This window comes from Spirochaetales bacterium (assembly GCA_016930085.1).
Lineage (GTDB): Bacteria > Spirochaetota > Spirochaetia > SZUA-6 > JAFGRV01 > JAFGHO01.
In genome coordinates, this window is record JAFGHO010000004.1 from 1 (window position 1) to 17,075 (window position 17,075).

14 protein-coding genes are annotated in these 17,075 nt (G+C 50.3%); 12 read left to right on the forward strand and 2 right to left on the reverse strand.

Translation table 11 applies throughout. The features are described 5' to 3' along the window. Positions 1 to 69 precede the first annotated feature (69 nt). Positions 70 to 1,314, reverse strand: a complete 1,245-nt coding sequence (locus tag JW881_00195) for a hypothetical protein (protein ID MBN1695903.1) — start codon at positions 1,312 to 1,314, stop codon at positions 70 to 72. A gap of 285 nt (positions 1,315 to 1,599) precedes the next feature. Between JW881_00195 and JW881_00200 the strand changes: the two genes are divergently transcribed. From JW881_00200 to JW881_00220, 5 genes are all read left to right on the forward strand, one after another. Beyond that, positions 1,600 to 2,283, forward strand: a complete 684-nt coding sequence (locus JW881_00200; protein ID MBN1695904.1) for a DNRLRE domain-containing protein — start codon at positions 1,600 to 1,602, stop codon at positions 2,281 to 2,283. A 42-nt stretch (positions 2,284 to 2,325) separates the two neighbouring features. Further along, the gene (locus tag JW881_00205) at positions 2,326 to 4,695 is read left to right on the forward strand and encodes a PAS domain S-box protein (protein ID MBN1695905.1); all 2,370 of its coding nucleotides are present in this window, start codon (positions 2,326 to 2,328) and stop codon (positions 4,693 to 4,695) included. Between the two features lie 316 nt (positions 4,696 to 5,011). After that, on the forward strand, positions 5,012 to 6,607 hold the full coding sequence (locus JW881_00210; protein MBN1695906.1) for a DNRLRE domain-containing protein: 1,596 nt from the start codon (positions 5,012 to 5,014) through the stop codon (positions 6,605 to 6,607). Positions 6,608 to 6,623: 16 nt separating this feature from the next. Beyond that, positions 6,624 to 7,922, forward strand: coding sequence for a hypothetical protein (locus JW881_00215; protein MBN1695907.1), 1,299 nt, complete (start codon positions 6,624 to 6,626; stop codon positions 7,920 to 7,922). 360 nt (positions 7,923 to 8,282) lie between these two features. Beyond that, a complete protein-coding gene (locus tag JW881_00220) occupies positions 8,283 to 9,857 on the forward strand; it encodes a DNRLRE domain-containing protein (protein ID MBN1695908.1) in 1,575 nt (524 codons plus the stop codon). A 169-nt stretch (positions 9,858 to 10,026) separates the two neighbouring features. On the opposite strand, the gene JW881_00225 is transcribed toward JW881_00220, so the two are convergent. Continuing rightward, on the reverse strand, positions 10,027 to 11,256 hold the full coding sequence (locus tag JW881_00225) for a HEAT repeat domain-containing protein (GenBank protein ID MBN1695909.1): 1,230 nt from the start codon (positions 11,254 to 11,256) through the stop codon (positions 10,027 to 10,029). Between the two features lie 401 nt (positions 11,257 to 11,657). Here JW881_00225 and JW881_00230 point away from each other — a divergent pair, with 401 nt between their 5' ends. The 7 genes from JW881_00230 (at position 11,658) to JW881_00260 (ending at position 16,763) form a co-directional block, all read left to right on the forward strand. Further along, positions 11,658 to 11,990: a hypothetical protein gene (locus tag JW881_00230; GenBank protein ID MBN1695910.1), complete on the forward strand. Its 333-nt coding sequence runs from the start codon at positions 11,658 to 11,660 to the stop codon at positions 11,988 to 11,990. Beyond that, entirely contained in the window at positions 11,991 to 12,173 is a 183-nt protein-coding gene (locus JW881_00235; protein ID MBN1695911.1) for a hypothetical protein, read from the forward strand. It abuts the gene before it with no gap. Between the two features lie 18 nt (positions 12,174 to 12,191). Further along, on the forward strand, positions 12,192 to 12,821 hold the full coding sequence (locus tag JW881_00240) for a hypothetical protein (GenBank protein MBN1695912.1): 630 nt from the start codon (positions 12,192 to 12,194) through the stop codon (positions 12,819 to 12,821). A 387-nt stretch (positions 12,822 to 13,208) separates the two neighbouring features. Further along, on the forward strand, positions 13,209 to 13,832 hold the full coding sequence (locus JW881_00245; GenBank protein MBN1695913.1) for a response regulator transcription factor: 624 nt from the start codon (positions 13,209 to 13,211) through the stop codon (positions 13,830 to 13,832). Positions 13,833 to 13,837: 5 nt separating this feature from the next. Further along, positions 13,838 to 14,857 carry a hypothetical protein gene (locus tag JW881_00250; GenBank protein ID MBN1695914.1) on the forward strand — a complete coding sequence of 340 codons (1,020 nt, stop codon included), beginning with the start codon at positions 13,838 to 13,840 and terminating at the stop codon, positions 14,855 to 14,857. Positions 14,858 to 14,905: 48 nt separating this feature from the next. After that, positions 14,906 to 15,547: an ATP-binding cassette domain-containing protein gene (locus tag JW881_00255; protein ID MBN1695915.1), complete on the forward strand. Its 642-nt coding sequence runs from the start codon at positions 14,906 to 14,908 to the stop codon at positions 15,545 to 15,547. A gap of 1 nt (position 15,548) precedes the next feature. Continuing rightward, on the forward strand, positions 15,549 to 16,763 hold the full coding sequence (locus JW881_00260) for a hypothetical protein (GenBank protein ID MBN1695916.1): 1,215 nt from the start codon (positions 15,549 to 15,551) through the stop codon (positions 16,761 to 16,763). Positions 16,764 to 17,075: the final 312 nt, after the last annotated feature.

Sequence of the window (17,075 nt, forward strand, 5' to 3'; positions counted from 1 at the left end):
CGATTCCGGGTATCACCCGGCCCAATCGATGATATCCGTTGACGGGGTTTCGCGAGCCCGGGGAGACGTTCAGCGACATGCGTTCCGGATCGATGACAGCCACGCCAGCTGCGCTCCGGTGGTATCGTCGTGCCATTCACGTCCGATCCCCAAATGATCGCGGTCGACCCAGGTGAACGCGAGATTTTTTCCTTTCTGATTGAAATGAAAAGCGTGATAGCGAAAACCGACGACAGGCACAGCGGGGGCCCCGCCCGCGATCTGATTGATAAAGGTGTCGTCGAGGGAAGTGAAATAGCGGTCGAGTTCCGAATGGTAGCAGTACCATAATGGATGCAGGGGGTTTTTTATCCTCGTTGTCGTCGTCCAGATCTCCCCGTCCGCTTGATTGGCGACCGCATCGAATAATGAAACGGTTATGACGGCGGATTGTGCCATGGACGACCATGGCCGCTCATGCCGTAGTTTATATGCCAGTGTCGCACAGAAACCCCCGCCCATACTGGAACCAGCCAGATGAATGTGCGTGAGATTGCCCTGTCCGTCTGTTTTGGAAAAAAGCCATTCGAGAAAATCATCGGCCAGATTGTCTTTCTGTTCGGGACTCAATTCACAATAATTACAGCTGTCGAACGCCAGTGCCATAAAGGTGTCTTTCTGAGTGAATCCAAAATAGCTGCCGCCTGAGTATTCACCGTCCGAGATGATTTGTCCGGCCATTGATTTCCACTGTATTTTCCTGGTCGCGTTTGTAAAATATTTCCAGGTGTTGATCGCGCCCAGGGGGGCGTCGTCGCAATGGTGATACCCGTCGTATTGGCCGGTGACGATGTTATCCGGATCCATGCGGTCGATCAGATTCCCCTGCTGGCCTGCGGTCAAAAAAACGATCTTTCTGACGTTTTCGGCCCGGGGTTTCCAGTATTCCATCAGAAAGATGTGCTCTTTTTCCTTTTCGTCCCAATCGTTTTCGTCTTTCCCGTTGAGAAAATAATGATAACCGTCGAGATCGCGATTCGCGTACCATTTCAGCCCGATTTTTTTCTTGTACATCAAATGCTTGAGTGTGCCTTCGAAATCGGATGCGCATTGGATCGGATAACAGACCTGATTCACCCGAATGTCCGCACCAATCGATGAGACCGCGGCCGGGGACAGCACCGGATGGGGCTTCGGCAATACCGTTTGTTCATCCGTTTCGATTTTCCGGGTATGGATCACGCCGGCTGAATCCGCGGTATTTTCCGCGAGCGTGCAGGCGGTTATGGCCGTCAATAATACAAGCAAATACCGGAACATGATGTTTTTTTTCATTTTTTCCCTCTTTTATTATGAAATCCAGGCCATCTCCGATTGAATGGCTTTTAACTATTATAAAGCAAAAACCATACCAGTCATGTATCGTGGAAGCAGGCCGCCGTTTTTTTGCGTATATATTTTGATGTATTCCAGATGGAATAATTTTTTTTGCTTCCGCCGGGATTTCCCTCCATAAAAGGATCGGATGCGCCGGTGAATCCTCCGAAATGACCCCCTTTCCCGTTTCCGGCGGCTATTCCGCCGATATAAGCAGACTGCCTGTGTCATGTGGTATATTTTTTGCTAATATTGGTTATCATGTACGGGAAGAGTCATCACATCGGTATACGTGACCGGGAAGAAAAGGGGTCAGCACTATCTCAGGCGGCCGCGGCACCTGACTGTTCTTCCGGATACGGAATAAAAAAAATTTTTCCTCAAGCGGTCGCGGTGGTCAGCAACGCCGTTTACCGGGATAAAGACGGCATCAAGGGGGGGGGCGGAGACCGTTCCTATGTCTGTGCATCGTCATGGACGTATCAGGGTATAAAAGGGATAACGAGATCGTTTATGTATTTTCATACCGACTCAATTCCCCGCCGTATCATAAAAGCGGCGATATGCCTCTTTGGCGCGGGGCACGATCCGCTGACACAATCGAATGCCTGTTACGTGATGCGTGTCCTCGGGGGATGGGATGAAAAATCCGTCACATGGGACGCACAGCCCGGGGTTCATCCTTTCGGTAAAATAAAAATCGCGGAATCTTCCTTCGCGGATCAGGATTATGTCGTGGACATAACGCATTGGGCGAGACGATGGAAAACACGGTTTCCCTGGTACCGTTTACATAATTACGGGATTATGATAAAACTTCAGAACGAAGAATGCTATACGAAAATGCGGTTCGGGGCGTGCGACCATTTGGATGAGAACAAACGCCCCTATCTGCTGGTTCATTACAGATCGTCACCGGCTGACTGATGATGCGGTTCAACATGCAGCCGGCGGAAACGGACGGCAAAAATGTTCGCCATCAAATATATTGGTATACTTTTTGTGATTGTTGTTTTATCCGCGTGCACGACGATCCGGATTCCGCCCGCGATCGAGGCTGTGGAAGGGGTTCTGGACCTGACCCGAATCGAATCATTCGATGAAACCCGCTTTTCACTGGCCGGGGAATGGGAGTTCTATTTCGATCAATTCATTTTTCCGGATGAACGCGAAGGGGATACGGACGAAAGGATGACCGCCTTTCCAGGCGGTAGGATGACCGCCTATATCGACATTCCGGGCAGTTGGGACAATATCAAAGAAAACGGCAGAAAGCTTCCGCCGACAGGATTCGCGACCTACCGGCTGCGAATCAGGCTGCCGGACAATCTGAAGCATATCGGAATAAAATTACCGACGATCAATACGGCCTATCGTTTGTATATAAACGGCCGCCTCAAGGCGGAAATCGGGGGGGTGGGCAGGAATCCGGTAACCTCGAAACCAAAATACGAACCGCAGGTCATTTTGTATCAGTCCGATTCGAACGAAATAGAAATGGTCCTTCATGTTTCCAATTTCCACCATCAACGTTCGGGAATTACCAAAAACATCGTCATGGGTGATATCAATACGATTTTGCTGATGAGGGAGAACAACAAGGCCCTCGAATTGTTTTTTTCCGGCAGTATTTTTATCATCCTCATCTATAATTTATGGATTTTTTTATGGCGCAGAAAAGAAAAGGCGATGTTATTCTTTTCCATATTCAGTTTCCTGATGTTGATCCGGATATTCTTTCACGGCGAAAATGTCATTCTCGAGTGGTTTCCGTTCATCGACTGGGTGCTTCATTACCGTATCGAGCTGATTTCCTCGTTTATATTGCCGCCCGTTTTTTGTTTTTTTTTGGATCACCTTTTCCCGAACGAGTCATCGAGGAAAATCTGTTATATTTCGCTCCTTGTCACCTGCATCGCGGGTTTTATCGTCGTATTGATTCCTTCAATCCATTTTGCATCCGTTTTTAACGTTTTTCAGTTTGTCATACTGATAACGACACTCTATGTCTTCATTGTCATCATAAGGGCGGTATTCAGAAAACGATCCGGTGCCGCGGCCCTGCTGATCGGATACTTGTTCTTTACCTGTTCGATCATCAACGATATATTATCCGCGCAGCTTTTGATTCAGTGGGGGTATCTCCTCCCGTTCGGTTTTTTTATCCTCAGCATTTTCGAGTTCGGCATTCATATCAACTTTGTCCGCGCCAAAGATCAGCTGGTGAGAAGCGAGAACAAGATTATGGCCCTGCTGAACGCGCTTCCGTATCCCATGATATATTTCAACAGTGAAGGGAAAATACTGGATTATAAAATCATGCATGAAAACCTTCTCTTGAAGGAACAAACGGAAATACGGGGATCTCTTTTATACGACCTTGTTCCGAAAGATCTCGAGGCGAAATTCAAATCGATTATCGCCGGGAAAGCGGCACCCAACAACCTGGATGTTTTCGAATACACGCTGGAAAAGAACGAAAGGGTCTTTTATTTTGAAATCCGTCTCATGAGGGGGAACGAGAAAACATATCTTGCGATCATTCAGGATATTACCTCGTCCAAAATAACGGAACAAAAACTATTCGAAGCGGACAAGCTGGCCGCCATCGGCACGCTGGTCGCGGGCGTGGCTCACGAAATAAACAACCCGAATAACAGTATCCTTTTGACGGCGGACAATCTCAGGGATGATTTCAGGTACCTGTTCGGGGAACTGGAGAACCATGTCGATGTCAAAGAGATCCGGATAAACGGCGATGAGGTTTCGGAATTCGTCCGGGAACATGACGAGGCGCTCGAACGGCTGAAAAGGAATTCATTACGGATAAAAAAGATAGTCGAAGACCTGAAGGATTTTTCTTCCGAAAAAAGCAAAGACACGATCGAAAACGTCGATCTGCATGCGGTTATCGATTGCGCCGTTCAATTGCTGCAAAACAAGATAAAAAACTCGACCCATCATTTTTCCGTCGTGAAAGGGGATATACCTTCCGTCAGGGGTAATTTCCAGCGGTTCGAACAGGTCTTTATCAATCTCTTCCAGAATGCCTGCGATTCACTCGAGGGCAAGGAAAAAAAGATAACGACTAAAACGAGTTTTAACCGCGAGGAAGAATCGATAAGAATAGAAATCAGCGATGAAGGAATCGGGATGAGTTCGGAAACACAGAAGAGAATATTCGATCCCTTTTTTACGACAAAAAAAAATACGGGCGGCCTGGGCCTCGGGCTTTCGATTACATACAAGATCATCAAATCCTGTAACGGGTCGCTCCGGTTCGACTCTTTGCCGGGTGAGGGTACGACGGCGGTTATCACATTGCCGGCCGCGTATTGAAAACTATTCCAGATGGAATAACATCTATTCGATTTGGAATACCCGGCGCTTTTGCAGCCGGTCATCTCACGGGGACTCATACAATAGAAATAAGGGCACCTTGACCCCGGACTTCTCACAATTACAAGAGTTCATAGTGAAATGTTTGGTATCTGTTTATTATAGAGTGACTTACATATTAAAGCTTTTGGGCGCCCATGCCATGGCGGACGTTCTCGTTAAAAATCGCCTCGCGCGTATACCTGGCACTGAAATTGCTTTTCAAACATTGAGTAGCTACACAAAAGAAGATTATTTAGAAAGAAAGGAGAAAGATATGGCAGCCAATGAAAAAAGACGATTGAATGTCATAGCCGGACTAATGCTGTTTCTCGTTCCGGCAGTCGTTGCGGTTTTCTGGGGATGTCAGGACCCCCTGTTTCAGAGCAGCGGGAACAAAGCCGGTCCGGGGGAATACGTCGATGAGGAAACGGGGGATGTTTTTTTAAACGGGCTGAATAAAACCTACATGGAGGAGAATAATCTGACGGAAGCGGATCTTCTTGCCGTCATCAAGGCATCGAATGAAGCGGACGGCCTTTCCGGAGGCGGCAGGGGAACGGCGGACGATTCGGATCTATTCTACATTATGACGCATTTTACGGATTATTTTACCATAAAACTCAATGAGTATAAAGATCTGAACGGAAATACGACGGGTATACAATTGCAGGTCGGACTGGATACCAATCTCCTTACGGAACCCCTTCATGATTTATGCCGGGTCGTCAAGGACACCAGGTATAACTGGCAGGAAATAAGCAGGTTTTCGATCGAGAAAATAGAAAACCAGTTTGTTTACCTGAAAGGGAGGCTTCACGTCAAAGCCTGGACGGAGCTGCCCTTCAACCAGCTGCTTAAAATCGCCGACAAGGAAGCCGATATCAAAGTGAAACTCGAACTGCTTACCGTGGAAGAGATCAACAAGGTCGGTTATGCCTATGAGATTACCGATGTCAGTATCGACAGGCAGTGGTATGAGATCTTTCTCGCGGCCCTCGGCGTCATCCATCCGGGATTCGGTCTTGTTCCGGTTATCATCAATGATGTTCACCGCGCCGTGGTCAAGGGGAAGATTCTGGACGACGGCAGGGGCAGCTATTATGTCGAACTGGGGGATTATATCGATCCCGAGTATCTGGTCGTGAAACCGGTGACATCGAGCGGTTCGTGGGTGTATATCAACTTCGAAGCGACACAACGGTGTCTCGATGTGATCGATGTCTTTCTCGCGAATCTGTTGGGCCAGCATGAAACCAGATTGGAAAAATTTATTTACCGCCTCAAAAAAGTGTATGTCTCCTCTGATGCCATGATAAGTAATGTCGTCAGTAATGGGGTGGATTATTCGAACAGGAATTACGGAGACTATCAATATATTCAGGCCTCTTCATGGACATATCAGCAAAGGCAGGGAGACAACAGAAGTCTCATGATCTTCAACACCGCGTCATTGCCGCCGAATATCGTTTCCGCGAAACTGTATCTCTTCGGCGTGGGGGGGCACGACCCGCTCACCCAATCGAACGCATGTTATCTCCAGGTGGTCACCTCCGCATGGTCGGAAAGCGGCGTCACATGGAATAACCAGCCAAGCGTGACCACCGCCTCCCGGAAGCCGATCGGGAAGTTGACCTCGCCAACCGCCAACGCCGTCGTCAATATCACCGATTGGGCGATACGGTGGAAACTGGAAAGTATGCCGAAAATCGGATTGAAGAATTACGGAATGATGCTCCGGCTTCAAAATGAAGTCTATTACGCGAAAATGCAGTTCGCATCGAGCGAATATTCGACGTCAAGCAAACGGCCTTACCTCCTCGTGCAGTATTATACGGCAACGGTATACGAAACATTACCGGCATCCAATTAGGAAGAAGGAGACCGATATGAATAAAGCGATAATCAAATCGGCGTTCGTGCTTCTGGGGTTGGGGTTTATGATCACGGGTTGCGATACGGTGTTTCACCCGGCCGGAGGAGGCGATGCCGAATACGTCGATACGGAAGACGTGTTTCTATCCGGGGCGGAAGACATTACCGGCCCCGAATTCAATGCAGGCGGGACGGGGACACGGGCGGTCACCGGCTCCTCCTATTTCGCGGTATCGGAAAGCGGAAAACGGTACCGGGTCGATGTGAATCTGCGGCCGGGCGGATACACCTGGTACGGCGGCGCCGTGGTCGATGTGAAATCGTCGGCCGATGCTTCCGGCTGGCGGGTGAACATCGGAAACTCGCCGACCAACAATGGATACGGGGGAGACGCGGGAACGACCTCATATGATTCCGAATTACAGCTCTTGAACGATACCTTTTCCCTTTATGAAAACGACTACGGCGGGTCAGACTGTATACGGAGTATAAGCGATTGGGGAAATGAGAGGAGATACAAATTCCGGATCGCCAACAATTCCCTGGGGTGTTACAAATACGATGCTTCGGGAACCTGCCGGGGGGCGTTCGGCATCATGGGATCGAACATTTTCAATCTGAACGAGAATGCGGGCTACATTTTCCATGTCGGCATCAACCGGACAATTACCTCCTCGCGATACGGTGAGGGGATGTACGACCTGTCGATCACTTTGATGGATCCGCGGACCGCCGTGTATCTGGCGGTCACCTCTGTCGCCAATTATCCGGGGGCATACATCCTGGGCCATATGGGACTGGTCGTGGGAAGCGACACAAACGGGTTCGGCTGGCACTTCTTTTCGATCGAACGGGATAACGCCCCCTATGTCAGGGAAGATGAAATCATCTGGAAGGTAAAACTGCCCGCGATCGCGGTCGGAAGTATCTCCGGGGGCGCCGAGTATTCTGTCCTGTACCATCATCAGGAACGGACCCAGTCGGCCCTGTTCAAGTACCTTTCGTTGAATGCGCCCGGGGTCGGAAACAACACCCCGGGATTCATCACCGGCCAGGGATACGACAGGTACGCCAGGCTTAAGCGCTACGATTATGCGCAAACCGCAAAATTTTTCGCCTTTGTCAGGTCGATACCCCCTTCCGAGTACGATATCATGTCCAACAACTGCGCGTCGTTCAGTACCTACGCGATCGAGGATTTTTACCGCGTCGAATGTAATGACAACCTGTGGCATGTTCCGAATCATCTCTTTGACGATCTGTATGAAAGCCCGGATTTTATCATCGAACGGGATGACAGGATCGACCAATAGGAAAGACAGTATCGCCGAACAACGAAGGCCGCCCGGCAACACACCGGGCGGCCTTTTTTTGGTGCGCCCGGCTGGGAATGATGTGTCCCTGACGAAGCCGAAAGGTTCGGGCATGACCGTCCCTGGCGGATAACCGCCCGATGTGAAATAACCGTTATGCCGGATGGAATAACCGGTATTCGATATGGAATACCCGGCGTCTTTTCGAAACCTTTTACCGACGGCCGTGCCGCATGGCAGGGTTCCCTCCGGAGGACGTACGGCACATGTTCATTAAAACGGCCGCGTTCGTTTACCTGGCACTGAAATTGCTTCTAGTCAGTGTAGCTACAAAAATAGATTTTTAAAAAGGAGAATAATATGTCAGACGGAATAAAAAGATCATGGATTCCCGAAGCCGGAAGGATGCTGTTGCTCGTTTCGGTTATACTCGCCGTTTTCTCGGGATGTCAGGACCCCATGTTTCAGAGCGGTGAAAACAAGGACGGTTCCGGGCGGTACGTCGATGAGGAGACGGGGGATGTTTTTGTGAACGGGTTGAATACAACCTACATGGAGGCGAACAACATGACGGAAGCCGATCTTCTCGCCATGATAAAGGCCTCGAACGAGACGGACGCCGCTTCACCCGGTACCAGGGCGGCAGCCGACGACACGGATCTTTTCGATATCATGACGCATTTCACGGATTATTTTACCATCAAACTGCGGCAGTACAAGGACATCAATGGCAAAACGACGAGTGTTGCACTCCAGGTGGGTCTTGATACGGCGCTTCTTGAAACACCATTGCATGATCTGCGGAGGGTGATCAAGGACACCAGATACAACTGGCAGGAAATCAGTAATTTTTCCATCGAAAAGATCGACAACCGGTTTCTCTATCTCAAGGGGAGGCTCCATGTGAAATCATGGACCGCGCTGCCGTTCAACGGCAGACTCAAAATTGCCGACAAGGAGGCGGACATAAAAGTGAGGGTCGAGTTTTTATTCGATGAAGAGGTGAACGGCGTCGGTTACTGCTATGAGGTGACCGATGTCAGCATCGACAGGGAATGGACCGATATCTTTTTTTGCGCCCTGGCAATCATTCATCCCGGATTCGGAATTACCCCGCTTATCATCAATGAAATACACCGGAATATCGTCAAGGGGAAGATCCTGAAAGACGGCAGGGGATATTACTACGTCGAACTCGGCAATTATATCGATCCCGAATACTTTGTCATCAAGCCGGTGACATCGAGCGGGTCGTGGATTTATTTCAATTTTGAGGCGACATACAAGGGTGTCGATCTGATCGAGACCCTCGCTTTGCTGATCAAGATTCAGCGCCAGACCAAAGTCGAACATTATATCTACCTTTATAAAAAGGTATATCCTTCCGCCGATGCGATGATCAGCAACGCGGTCAATAACGGCGTCGATTATTCGGACAGGAATTACGGAAGCTATCAATACTTTCAGGCCGGTTCGTGGACATACCAGGGAAAGCAGGGCGACAACAGGAGTCTGATGATGTTTCCGGACAGCGCCTTCCCCCTCAGCCTGGAATCCGCGCGGTTGTACCTTTTCGGGATCGATCACGATCCGCTGACGCAATCGAACGCGTGCTACCTTCAGCGCGTCACCTCGTCATGGACGGAGCCGGGCGTCACCTGGGACAATCAGCCCGATGTTTCCGAATCCGTACAGATATCGATCCCTCAGCTGACCTCGCCGACGGCAAATATCAGTATCGACATCACCGCCTGGGCAAAAAGATGGTCGCGCCGCAACATACCGTTTTTAGGCTGGAAGAATTACGGGATGATGCTCCGGCTGCAGAATGAAAAGTATTACGCGAGAATGCAGTTCGGCTCCAGGGAGTACTCGACCGCAGGCAAGCGCCCGTACCTCCTCGTCCGGTATTACACCGTGACCACGACTGAATAACGAAAGGGGGATGGCGTGAAAAACGGCCGTCTGTCGAAAAACGAAGGCCGCCCGGCGAAATGCCGGGCGGCTTATAATATCAATACACTCGATGTCCGGCTTGTTTGCAGGTTATTTCACGTACATTAGGAAAAGCGGTGTAATACCGGTCGCAAATGAAGATAAAAATTTACGGTTGTTCGTCTTCAACGTTCCCGTCCGAAACGGAAAGACTTCCCGGTACACTCGATTCGGTGATGCTGAGCCCTCCTGCGGGAGGCGTATCCGTATGGATCGAGAGTAGCCCGCTTTCCGTTCTGCCAAATCGTTCGGTCAGGATTTTAAGGGTTTGAAGGGCCGCCTTTTTCAACGTATCATTTTCGGTCAAGCCGATCATGTTTGCAAGCTTCGGGATCGCATCCCTTCCGCCGCATGATGCCAAAGCTGATATGACTGCGAGGCGTATATCCTGCTCCGGTTCGTCGAGAAGCACGGCGAGAAAGGGAGAGACGTCACGCTGACCGAGTGAACCGATCGCCTTTATTATCGCTTCCTTTGCACTGACGGATTTTGTCTTCAAAAAAGCTTCCTGAAGTACGTGCAGAAACCGGGAGTCTCCTGTCGTTCCTATAAACGCATAAAGACATACTTCTTTTTCATCCGTGAGAAATCCTTCTTCAATCTGTTTTTTCACTATTTCTTCTAAAGCTTTCCGTCGCCGTGCTCCGAGTTCATTATAGGCAAAACCGGCCACCTCGAGGGCGGGATCTGCCGGGCATCTTTTAAGGAGGTCCGGTTTGTCAATTTCGTTTATATAATCATTAAGTAATGCCTTGATACACCTGATTCTTATTGACGGAACCGGATCGTTTTTTAAGTTTTCCAAAAGACTTTCCCTGATGTCGATTGCCCGGCCCAACTCACCCGCCGCTTCGAAAGAGGGCTTGATAATGCATGAATTCAAATCGTTCCAATTCAGGAAACTCATGAACGATATAGTGAAAGAAATATAGTGGGGAGAAATAAAGATGGTATGACATTTTCGAAAAAGCTTGACAATAATATTTCTAAGCCCGGCATTCAAATATGCCGCCATAAGTATCCTGTTGTTTTTCGTCACTTCAGCCAGGATATCGAAATCGGGGTCGCCGGTTGTGACTGGATCGGCAAAGACCCGGCCGATTTTTTCAGGAACCTGCCGCTTTTTTACACATAAACAGGTGTTGAAAATTTTTCCGGATAGTTTGGACATACTCATTGTCAGGTGCCCGAAGTATTGTTCAAATATATTCTTTTCAAATTGAACCGTACATGAGAACGAGTTGATATTCGCCGTATAAATCTCGTTTCCGTCTCTTGTTTCCTCCAGGCTGAGACGCAGTCCCCTTTTTACGTCATTTATTTTCCATATTAATGTCATCCCGATTGAGCATGAGATTCCTGATTCGATTCAGAAAAGATATAATTCCCTTTTTTTTTCGTAATACGATGCCGGTACCTCCCGCTATCCCGATGATCACGGCTGTAAATATTAAAATTATGATGGATAATTCATGCATGATACAAAATCCCACCTATAGCTTACGATAATGTGGGTTTTTTTACATCAGGAGAATCGGCCATATTTTTTTCCGTACATTTCTGTACTCCCATCCGTGGCTATATATTCTTCCATCCGCGCACATGCCCCTGCGCATCCATGGTTTTTTATTTTTCTCGCGGGCTTCCCGAAGCCATTCGTAGTATTATATGATTATCGCCGCAGGGTGCGGTGCGGCGGCTTGATATTGTCGCCGTTCTGTGAAATGATACACGCGATGGATGGCGATGCGGAGTTACCGCCATCACGCCTATCATGTTATCAATATGAGGCTCGATCTCGCCGCTTCATCGATCGCCTCATGTCTTCAGCGCAGGGGATACACGGCGCTGCCCGTTCCCGCCGCAAAAAGCGTCGACGATGAACGGATGTGCGCGTCCTTACCCCACAAACTGTCCGCCCGTTTCGCCGGATTCGGATGGATAGGGAAAAGCTGTTTCCTCGTGACGCCGGATCACGGTCCCCGCGTGAGGTGGGCGACGGTGTTGACCGGCGCCCCGCTTGCGCCGTCGGGCAAACCCGTGAGAGACCGGTGCCGGGATTGCACGGCGTGAGTGGACGCCTGTCCCGCCGGCGCCTTTACCGGAAAGGCCTTTTATGAAGGGGAACCGAGGGAAGCGCGTTATGACGTTAAAAAGTGCGGGGAATATTTCGATTCCCTGAGAAAGGACGGGGAGGAGGGGGTATGCGGCATGTGTCTTTACATATGTCCATACGGGAAAAAGTCCGACAAGTGATAGTATAAAGGAGGAATTATGCTTGCAATCATCCTGCTTTCGATTGGTGTCATTGTCTCGTTTACCGTTCTGGCCGCCATGGTGATCAATCTGGTCGTCAAGGTGGTGCAGAAGAAAACGGTCAACAAACCGGCGGCGATTATCTCGATCGGTTCGGTGTTTCTTTTATGGGTCGTTCTGGGGTGCGTGAACGCGTTCGTTATCTTCAGTTACGTGTTCGAGCACAAGGATGAAATCATCGATTCGGGAATCGAGACGACCGCGGACATCATGGCAAAAACACTCGTGCTTACCTACAAGGGCGTCGAAAAAAACTGGGACGCCCAGCTGGTTAAAAAACTGAAGAATGTTTCGGTAACGGTCTCAGGTTCATCTCACCGCCTCGAAAAGGAAAACAGGATATACACTATCGAACTTTTATTCGACAATCCGAATCCGTCGAGCGACAATATCGGTTTTTATGACCTCGTCAACGGCAATTATCTCATGGTCTGCGACACGGAGGATATCATATACGGGCTCGATATGGTGACCTGTCAAAGCACCTATCTCCCTGAGGGAAAGACAAAGGCGGTGTTCAAGGTGCTCGTCGATGAGGATGTCGAGTTGTCCTACATCCGTTTTGTCGAATCGAGAATCGATTTGTAAAGACCGTCTCCGTTATCGCACCGTCGTATAGTCCCTCCGATGAATGAAAGCGCGCGTCTTTTGCCGTTTCGCCGCGGCCGCCGTATACCTCCATCGTCGCTTCTTTTTTTTAAAATAATTACCTTTTTCTCCTGATTTTTCCGGCTCGGGGGATATATTCCTTATGGACATCATTGACGATAACCGGGAAACCGCCGCGAACACGGGTATCCGGGAAGATTTTCTATCGTGCGAATAGCCGATAATTAATGCGCGGACCGGCGGAAAACGGGGGGACGGAAAATCAGATAGGTAAAAGCATGTAAATGCTGATATGCTAAATAGGATTTTCCCCTATTTTATATATGTCTGAATGGGGATACTATAATGATAACGGGAAACATATATATGAGTATGTACGGCGTTGATAAAAATAAAGCGTTTCTCATCATTTCCTCCTCCCCCGATGTCTGCGGGCATTACAGAACGATGATAGAGCGGGAGAAGGATTTCGCCGTGGTATCGGTTTCATATCCGGAATCCGCTTTTGATATCCTTTTACAGCATACGGTCGATTTCGCGGTGTTCACCATGGATGCCTGTTCCGATTCGATCCTTTCCTTTTTGGCCGCATTGAGAAAGGATTACCCGGCAATACCGGTGCTGGTCATCACCGGCGATCATGGCGCGGTATGTGTCGACGATGTCTGCCGGGCCGGCGCGGACGGATTCCTTCTAAAACACGATGAATCGCTTCTCATTCCCGCCGTCCGCACCATTCTTTCCGGAAAGCGGTATATCAGCGAGATCGCATTGAACATTTCGCTCCAGCGGCGCCTTATGGGGTGCACGGATACCTATAATCAGAAAGTGATCGATTATTCATTCGAGGGGCATGAAGTATATCAGCTCGCGACAAGAGGGTTCGGTACGGATAAAATCGCCGAAATTCTCAACATCAGCAGGGAAAAGGTCATTTCACATACGAGGCGGCTGGCGAATAAAACCTATAATGTCTGTTCCGCGAAATAAAGGGGATGCAATGGCCGGTTGTACGGGAGGAGGCGGACGACACATCCATGAATAAATATTTTTTGTCTCTATTGTCTTCGGCACGGCGATTTCTTTTCGTTGTCATGGTTGCATATTCATTCCCGCTTCCGTGTTTCGGGATCGGTGAATCCGAACCCCGGATACCCGTTCCCGAAAATGCCGTGATCGCCGGTGAAGTAGGCTGGCGGGAGATCGTCTCGACGGAGTCCGGTGTCAGGCTTTTGACCCTCCTCACGGCGGGAGAAACGGGCGGCGGAGAGCGGGATCTGCTGGACGGCCTGTTACGGAAGTTATGGGGACTGGAAAGCCGTCATATCGAACGGATCACCTGGTTCGTTCTGTCCGTCAGTCCCGATGGGGAGTTCTCCGAAGGTGGCGCCGTCATTACCTTCCGCGACAAACGCCCGGACGATATCCTTGATACGCTCAAGCCGAGGCTTTCGCTTCAAAAGCGGCCGGATTTTTACACGGGTAATTATATCGGTATTCCGGTCTGTATCGCGCTTTCAGGGGAAGCGATTATCGCCACCACGAGCGAAGAAACGATGGCGATGATGAATGAGGTTTTAGCCGGCCGCAATACCATCGCCGAAAACAAGCCGTTCCTTCAATTAATGAAACGCAGCAGGACGTCGTCCGTCTACGGTATCGCACGCATGAAAGGGGGCCTCGCCGGGCTGGTTCCATACCCGTTCAACGGGGCGTCCCACTTCATTCTCACCATGGATACCGGTGAAACAATCACGCTCAGATTGACGGGAAAGGCATTGTGTTCGGACGACGCGCGGAAAATGGCCGGCATGATCGGCGGGTATGTCCAGCTTTTGACCGCGTTCGTGGCAGCAAAGGACAGGCAGGCGGGGAAGATCGCGGGCGAACTGCTTGGCAGAATAAAAACCGAAGCCAGGGGTTCGGATGTCGTCGCAGAGGCGGTCTATTCCGCGAGTGATATCGAGAAGGCCGCGGGTCTGGCCGTTCTTTTTTCTCAAAGCCCTCACCGGTAAAAAACAATTGCACGAACCTCACCGGATGGGTTACAATACCGGTAAGTGATGAATATCGGACTACATACTATCCTTCCGTCGCCGCTCGCAGAGCGTCCCGGAAAATCGGAACTCTGGGGTAAACCGATTACCCTGACCCCGGGCGGTATCGTCCTCTTTCATGCCCCGTCGGCCGGGGGGAAGACGACCCTCATTTCCATGATATACGGACTGCGCGGCGATTATGAGGGGGATATCACGCTGGGAGAAAAGAATATTTCCTCGCTTTCGGCCCCCGAATGGGCGGCGCTTCGTCAACGGCACCTTTCGATCGTTTTCCAGGATATGCGACTCTTTCCCGGGTTGACCGGTATGGAGAATATCCTCGTCAAGGCCCGTCTCACCGGTACGATCGATGATTCCGGAATACGGGACATGGCCGGACGGCTCGATGTGGGGGGCGTGCTCGACAGGGCCGCCGGCACCCTCTCGAGGGGCGAATGCCAGCGGATCGCGATTCTCCGGGCGCTGGTGCAGCCGTTCGACTGGCTGCTTCTCGACGAACCTTTCAGCCATCTCGATAGAGGTAACGCCCGACGCGCCGCCGGACTCATCAAAGAGGAATGCGGGAAGAGATCCGCCGGGCTTATCATGGCTGACCTCGACGATGATGAGGGTTGGTTCCCCTATGACATGAAGGTGAGGATCTGAAATGAAGGCGATTATAGACCGTGTGGTCTGGAAAGGGAAAAGCACGTGGGAACTCTCACTCGGCGGCATCGGGTTTCTCCTGGGTCTTTTTCTTTTTCTTTTCTGTGTGCAGGTTTATTTCGATATCGATACGGTGACGAACAGGCGGCTCGGCCTGGAGAAACAGCTCGATTATGTGATTATCAGCAAGCAGGTCGATCTGGCCGGGCTTTCGGCGAGCGGGGAGGTGGGATTCGACAACGGGGAGATCGCCGGGCTCGAGGATCAGGATTTCACCGTGTCCGTCGGGGAGATCGGAACAAACAGGTTCGCTGCACGGGCCGAACTTTCCGTTTTCGGCAGGGGCTTTGTCACCGAACTCTTTTTCGAGGCCGTCCCCGATGATTTTCTCGATATCGTGCCGGATGAGTGGGACTGGGAGGAGGGCGATCCCTTTGTCCCCGTCATGATATCACGTGATTTTCTCGCGCTGTACAACTTCGGGTATTCACAGGCGAGGGGGTTTCCGCTCGTGTCAGAGGATATGCTCAAGCTGGTCCAGATCAAACTGGAAATAGCCGGAAACAACAGATACAAGCTGTTGAACGCCCAGATCACGGCATTGAGCGACAGGATCGCCTCCATTCTGGTCCCATCCCGCTTTATGGCGTGGGCGAACGGGATATACGGAACGCCGGATACATTACCCGCGCGCCTTATTTTTTCCGTCAGGGACAGATCGAACCCGGAGATCCTCCGGTATATCGAATCGCACAATTACCAGACGAGCAGGGACAAACTGAGGCTGAGCGACGCGGGATTTACCATCACCATCGTTCTTTCGATTATCGCCTTTATCGGGCTGCTTCTGATCTCCCTCTCCTTTATCATTTTTCTCACCACCTTCCGCCTCGTCGTATCGCGTTCGTCCCCGGAAATCCGGCTCCTCGTCGATCTCGGCCATACGCGCAAGGCGCTTGTGGGGAGTTTCATGAAGATCCTCTGTCTCGTGTTTCTGGTCATCTTTCTGGCCGACGGTATCCTCGTCGTTTCCGCGATCGGCGTTTACCATACAATTGTCGCACATGCCGGTATTTCATTGCCGGGCGGCGTCCATCCTTTTGTCCCCGCGGCCGGGATATTCCTTGTCCTTTTGGCGCTGGCCGGAAATTATCTTTCATTGCGGCTCGGCATCGCCGGGCTGTCCGCGCCCCGCCGCGATGCGGCATCCCTTTAAAAAGAACGACGGATGGCGGGAGGGATAGAAAATTTCTGTCAAGATTTGGATAAAGAAAATTTAATACAGAGGACACAGAGGAAGAGAATTGGACCGCGGATGGGAGCGGATGACGCTGGATTAACGCTGGATGGATGGTAACAGAAGCGGCGGGAGAAGACGTGGAAGGGGCGGTTATGGGGGAGACGGAGGCAGGTATTAAAATTTTTGTTGTGAGGTAAAAGCGTGCATTGTCATCCGACAACAAAAAACCATAAAAAATGAACGTCTTTTGGCGCCACTTTTATACGTTTAACGGTACAGGTAAAATTC

Coding starts and splice junctions, on each gene's coding strand:
- JW881_00195 (MBN1695903.1), bottom strand. CDS start 1,314: ATGAAAAAAAACATCATGTTCCGGTATTTGCTTGTATTATTGACGGCC.
- JW881_00205 (MBN1695905.1), top strand. CDS start 2,326: ATGTTCGCCATCAAATATATTGGTATACTTTTTGTGATTGTTGTTTTA.
- JW881_00210 (MBN1695906.1), top strand. CDS start 5,012: ATGGCAGCCAATGAAAAAAGACGATTGAATGTCATAGCCGGACTAATG.
- JW881_00215 (MBN1695907.1), top strand. CDS start 6,624: ATGAATAAAGCGATAATCAAATCGGCGTTCGTGCTTCTGGGGTTGGGG.
- JW881_00220 (MBN1695908.1), top strand. CDS start 8,283: ATGTCAGACGGAATAAAAAGATCATGGATTCCCGAAGCCGGAAGGATG.
- JW881_00225 (MBN1695909.1), bottom strand. CDS start 11,256: ATGACATTAATATGGAAAATAAATGACGTAAAAAGGGGACTGCGTCTC.
- JW881_00230 (MBN1695910.1), top strand. CDS start 11,658: ATGGCGATGCGGAGTTACCGCCATCACGCCTATCATGTTATCAATATG.
- JW881_00240 (MBN1695912.1), top strand. CDS start 12,192: ATGCTTGCAATCATCCTGCTTTCGATTGGTGTCATTGTCTCGTTTACC.
- JW881_00245 (MBN1695913.1), top strand. CDS start 13,209: ATGAGTATGTACGGCGTTGATAAAAATAAAGCGTTTCTCATCATTTCC.
- JW881_00250 (MBN1695914.1), top strand. CDS start 13,838: ATGCAATGGCCGGTTGTACGGGAGGAGGCGGACGACACATCCATGAAT.
- JW881_00255 (MBN1695915.1), top strand. CDS start 14,906: ATGAATATCGGACTACATACTATCCTTCCGTCGCCGCTCGCAGAGCGT.
- JW881_00260 (MBN1695916.1), top strand. CDS start 15,549: ATGAAGGCGATTATAGACCGTGTGGTCTGGAAAGGGAAAAGCACGTGG.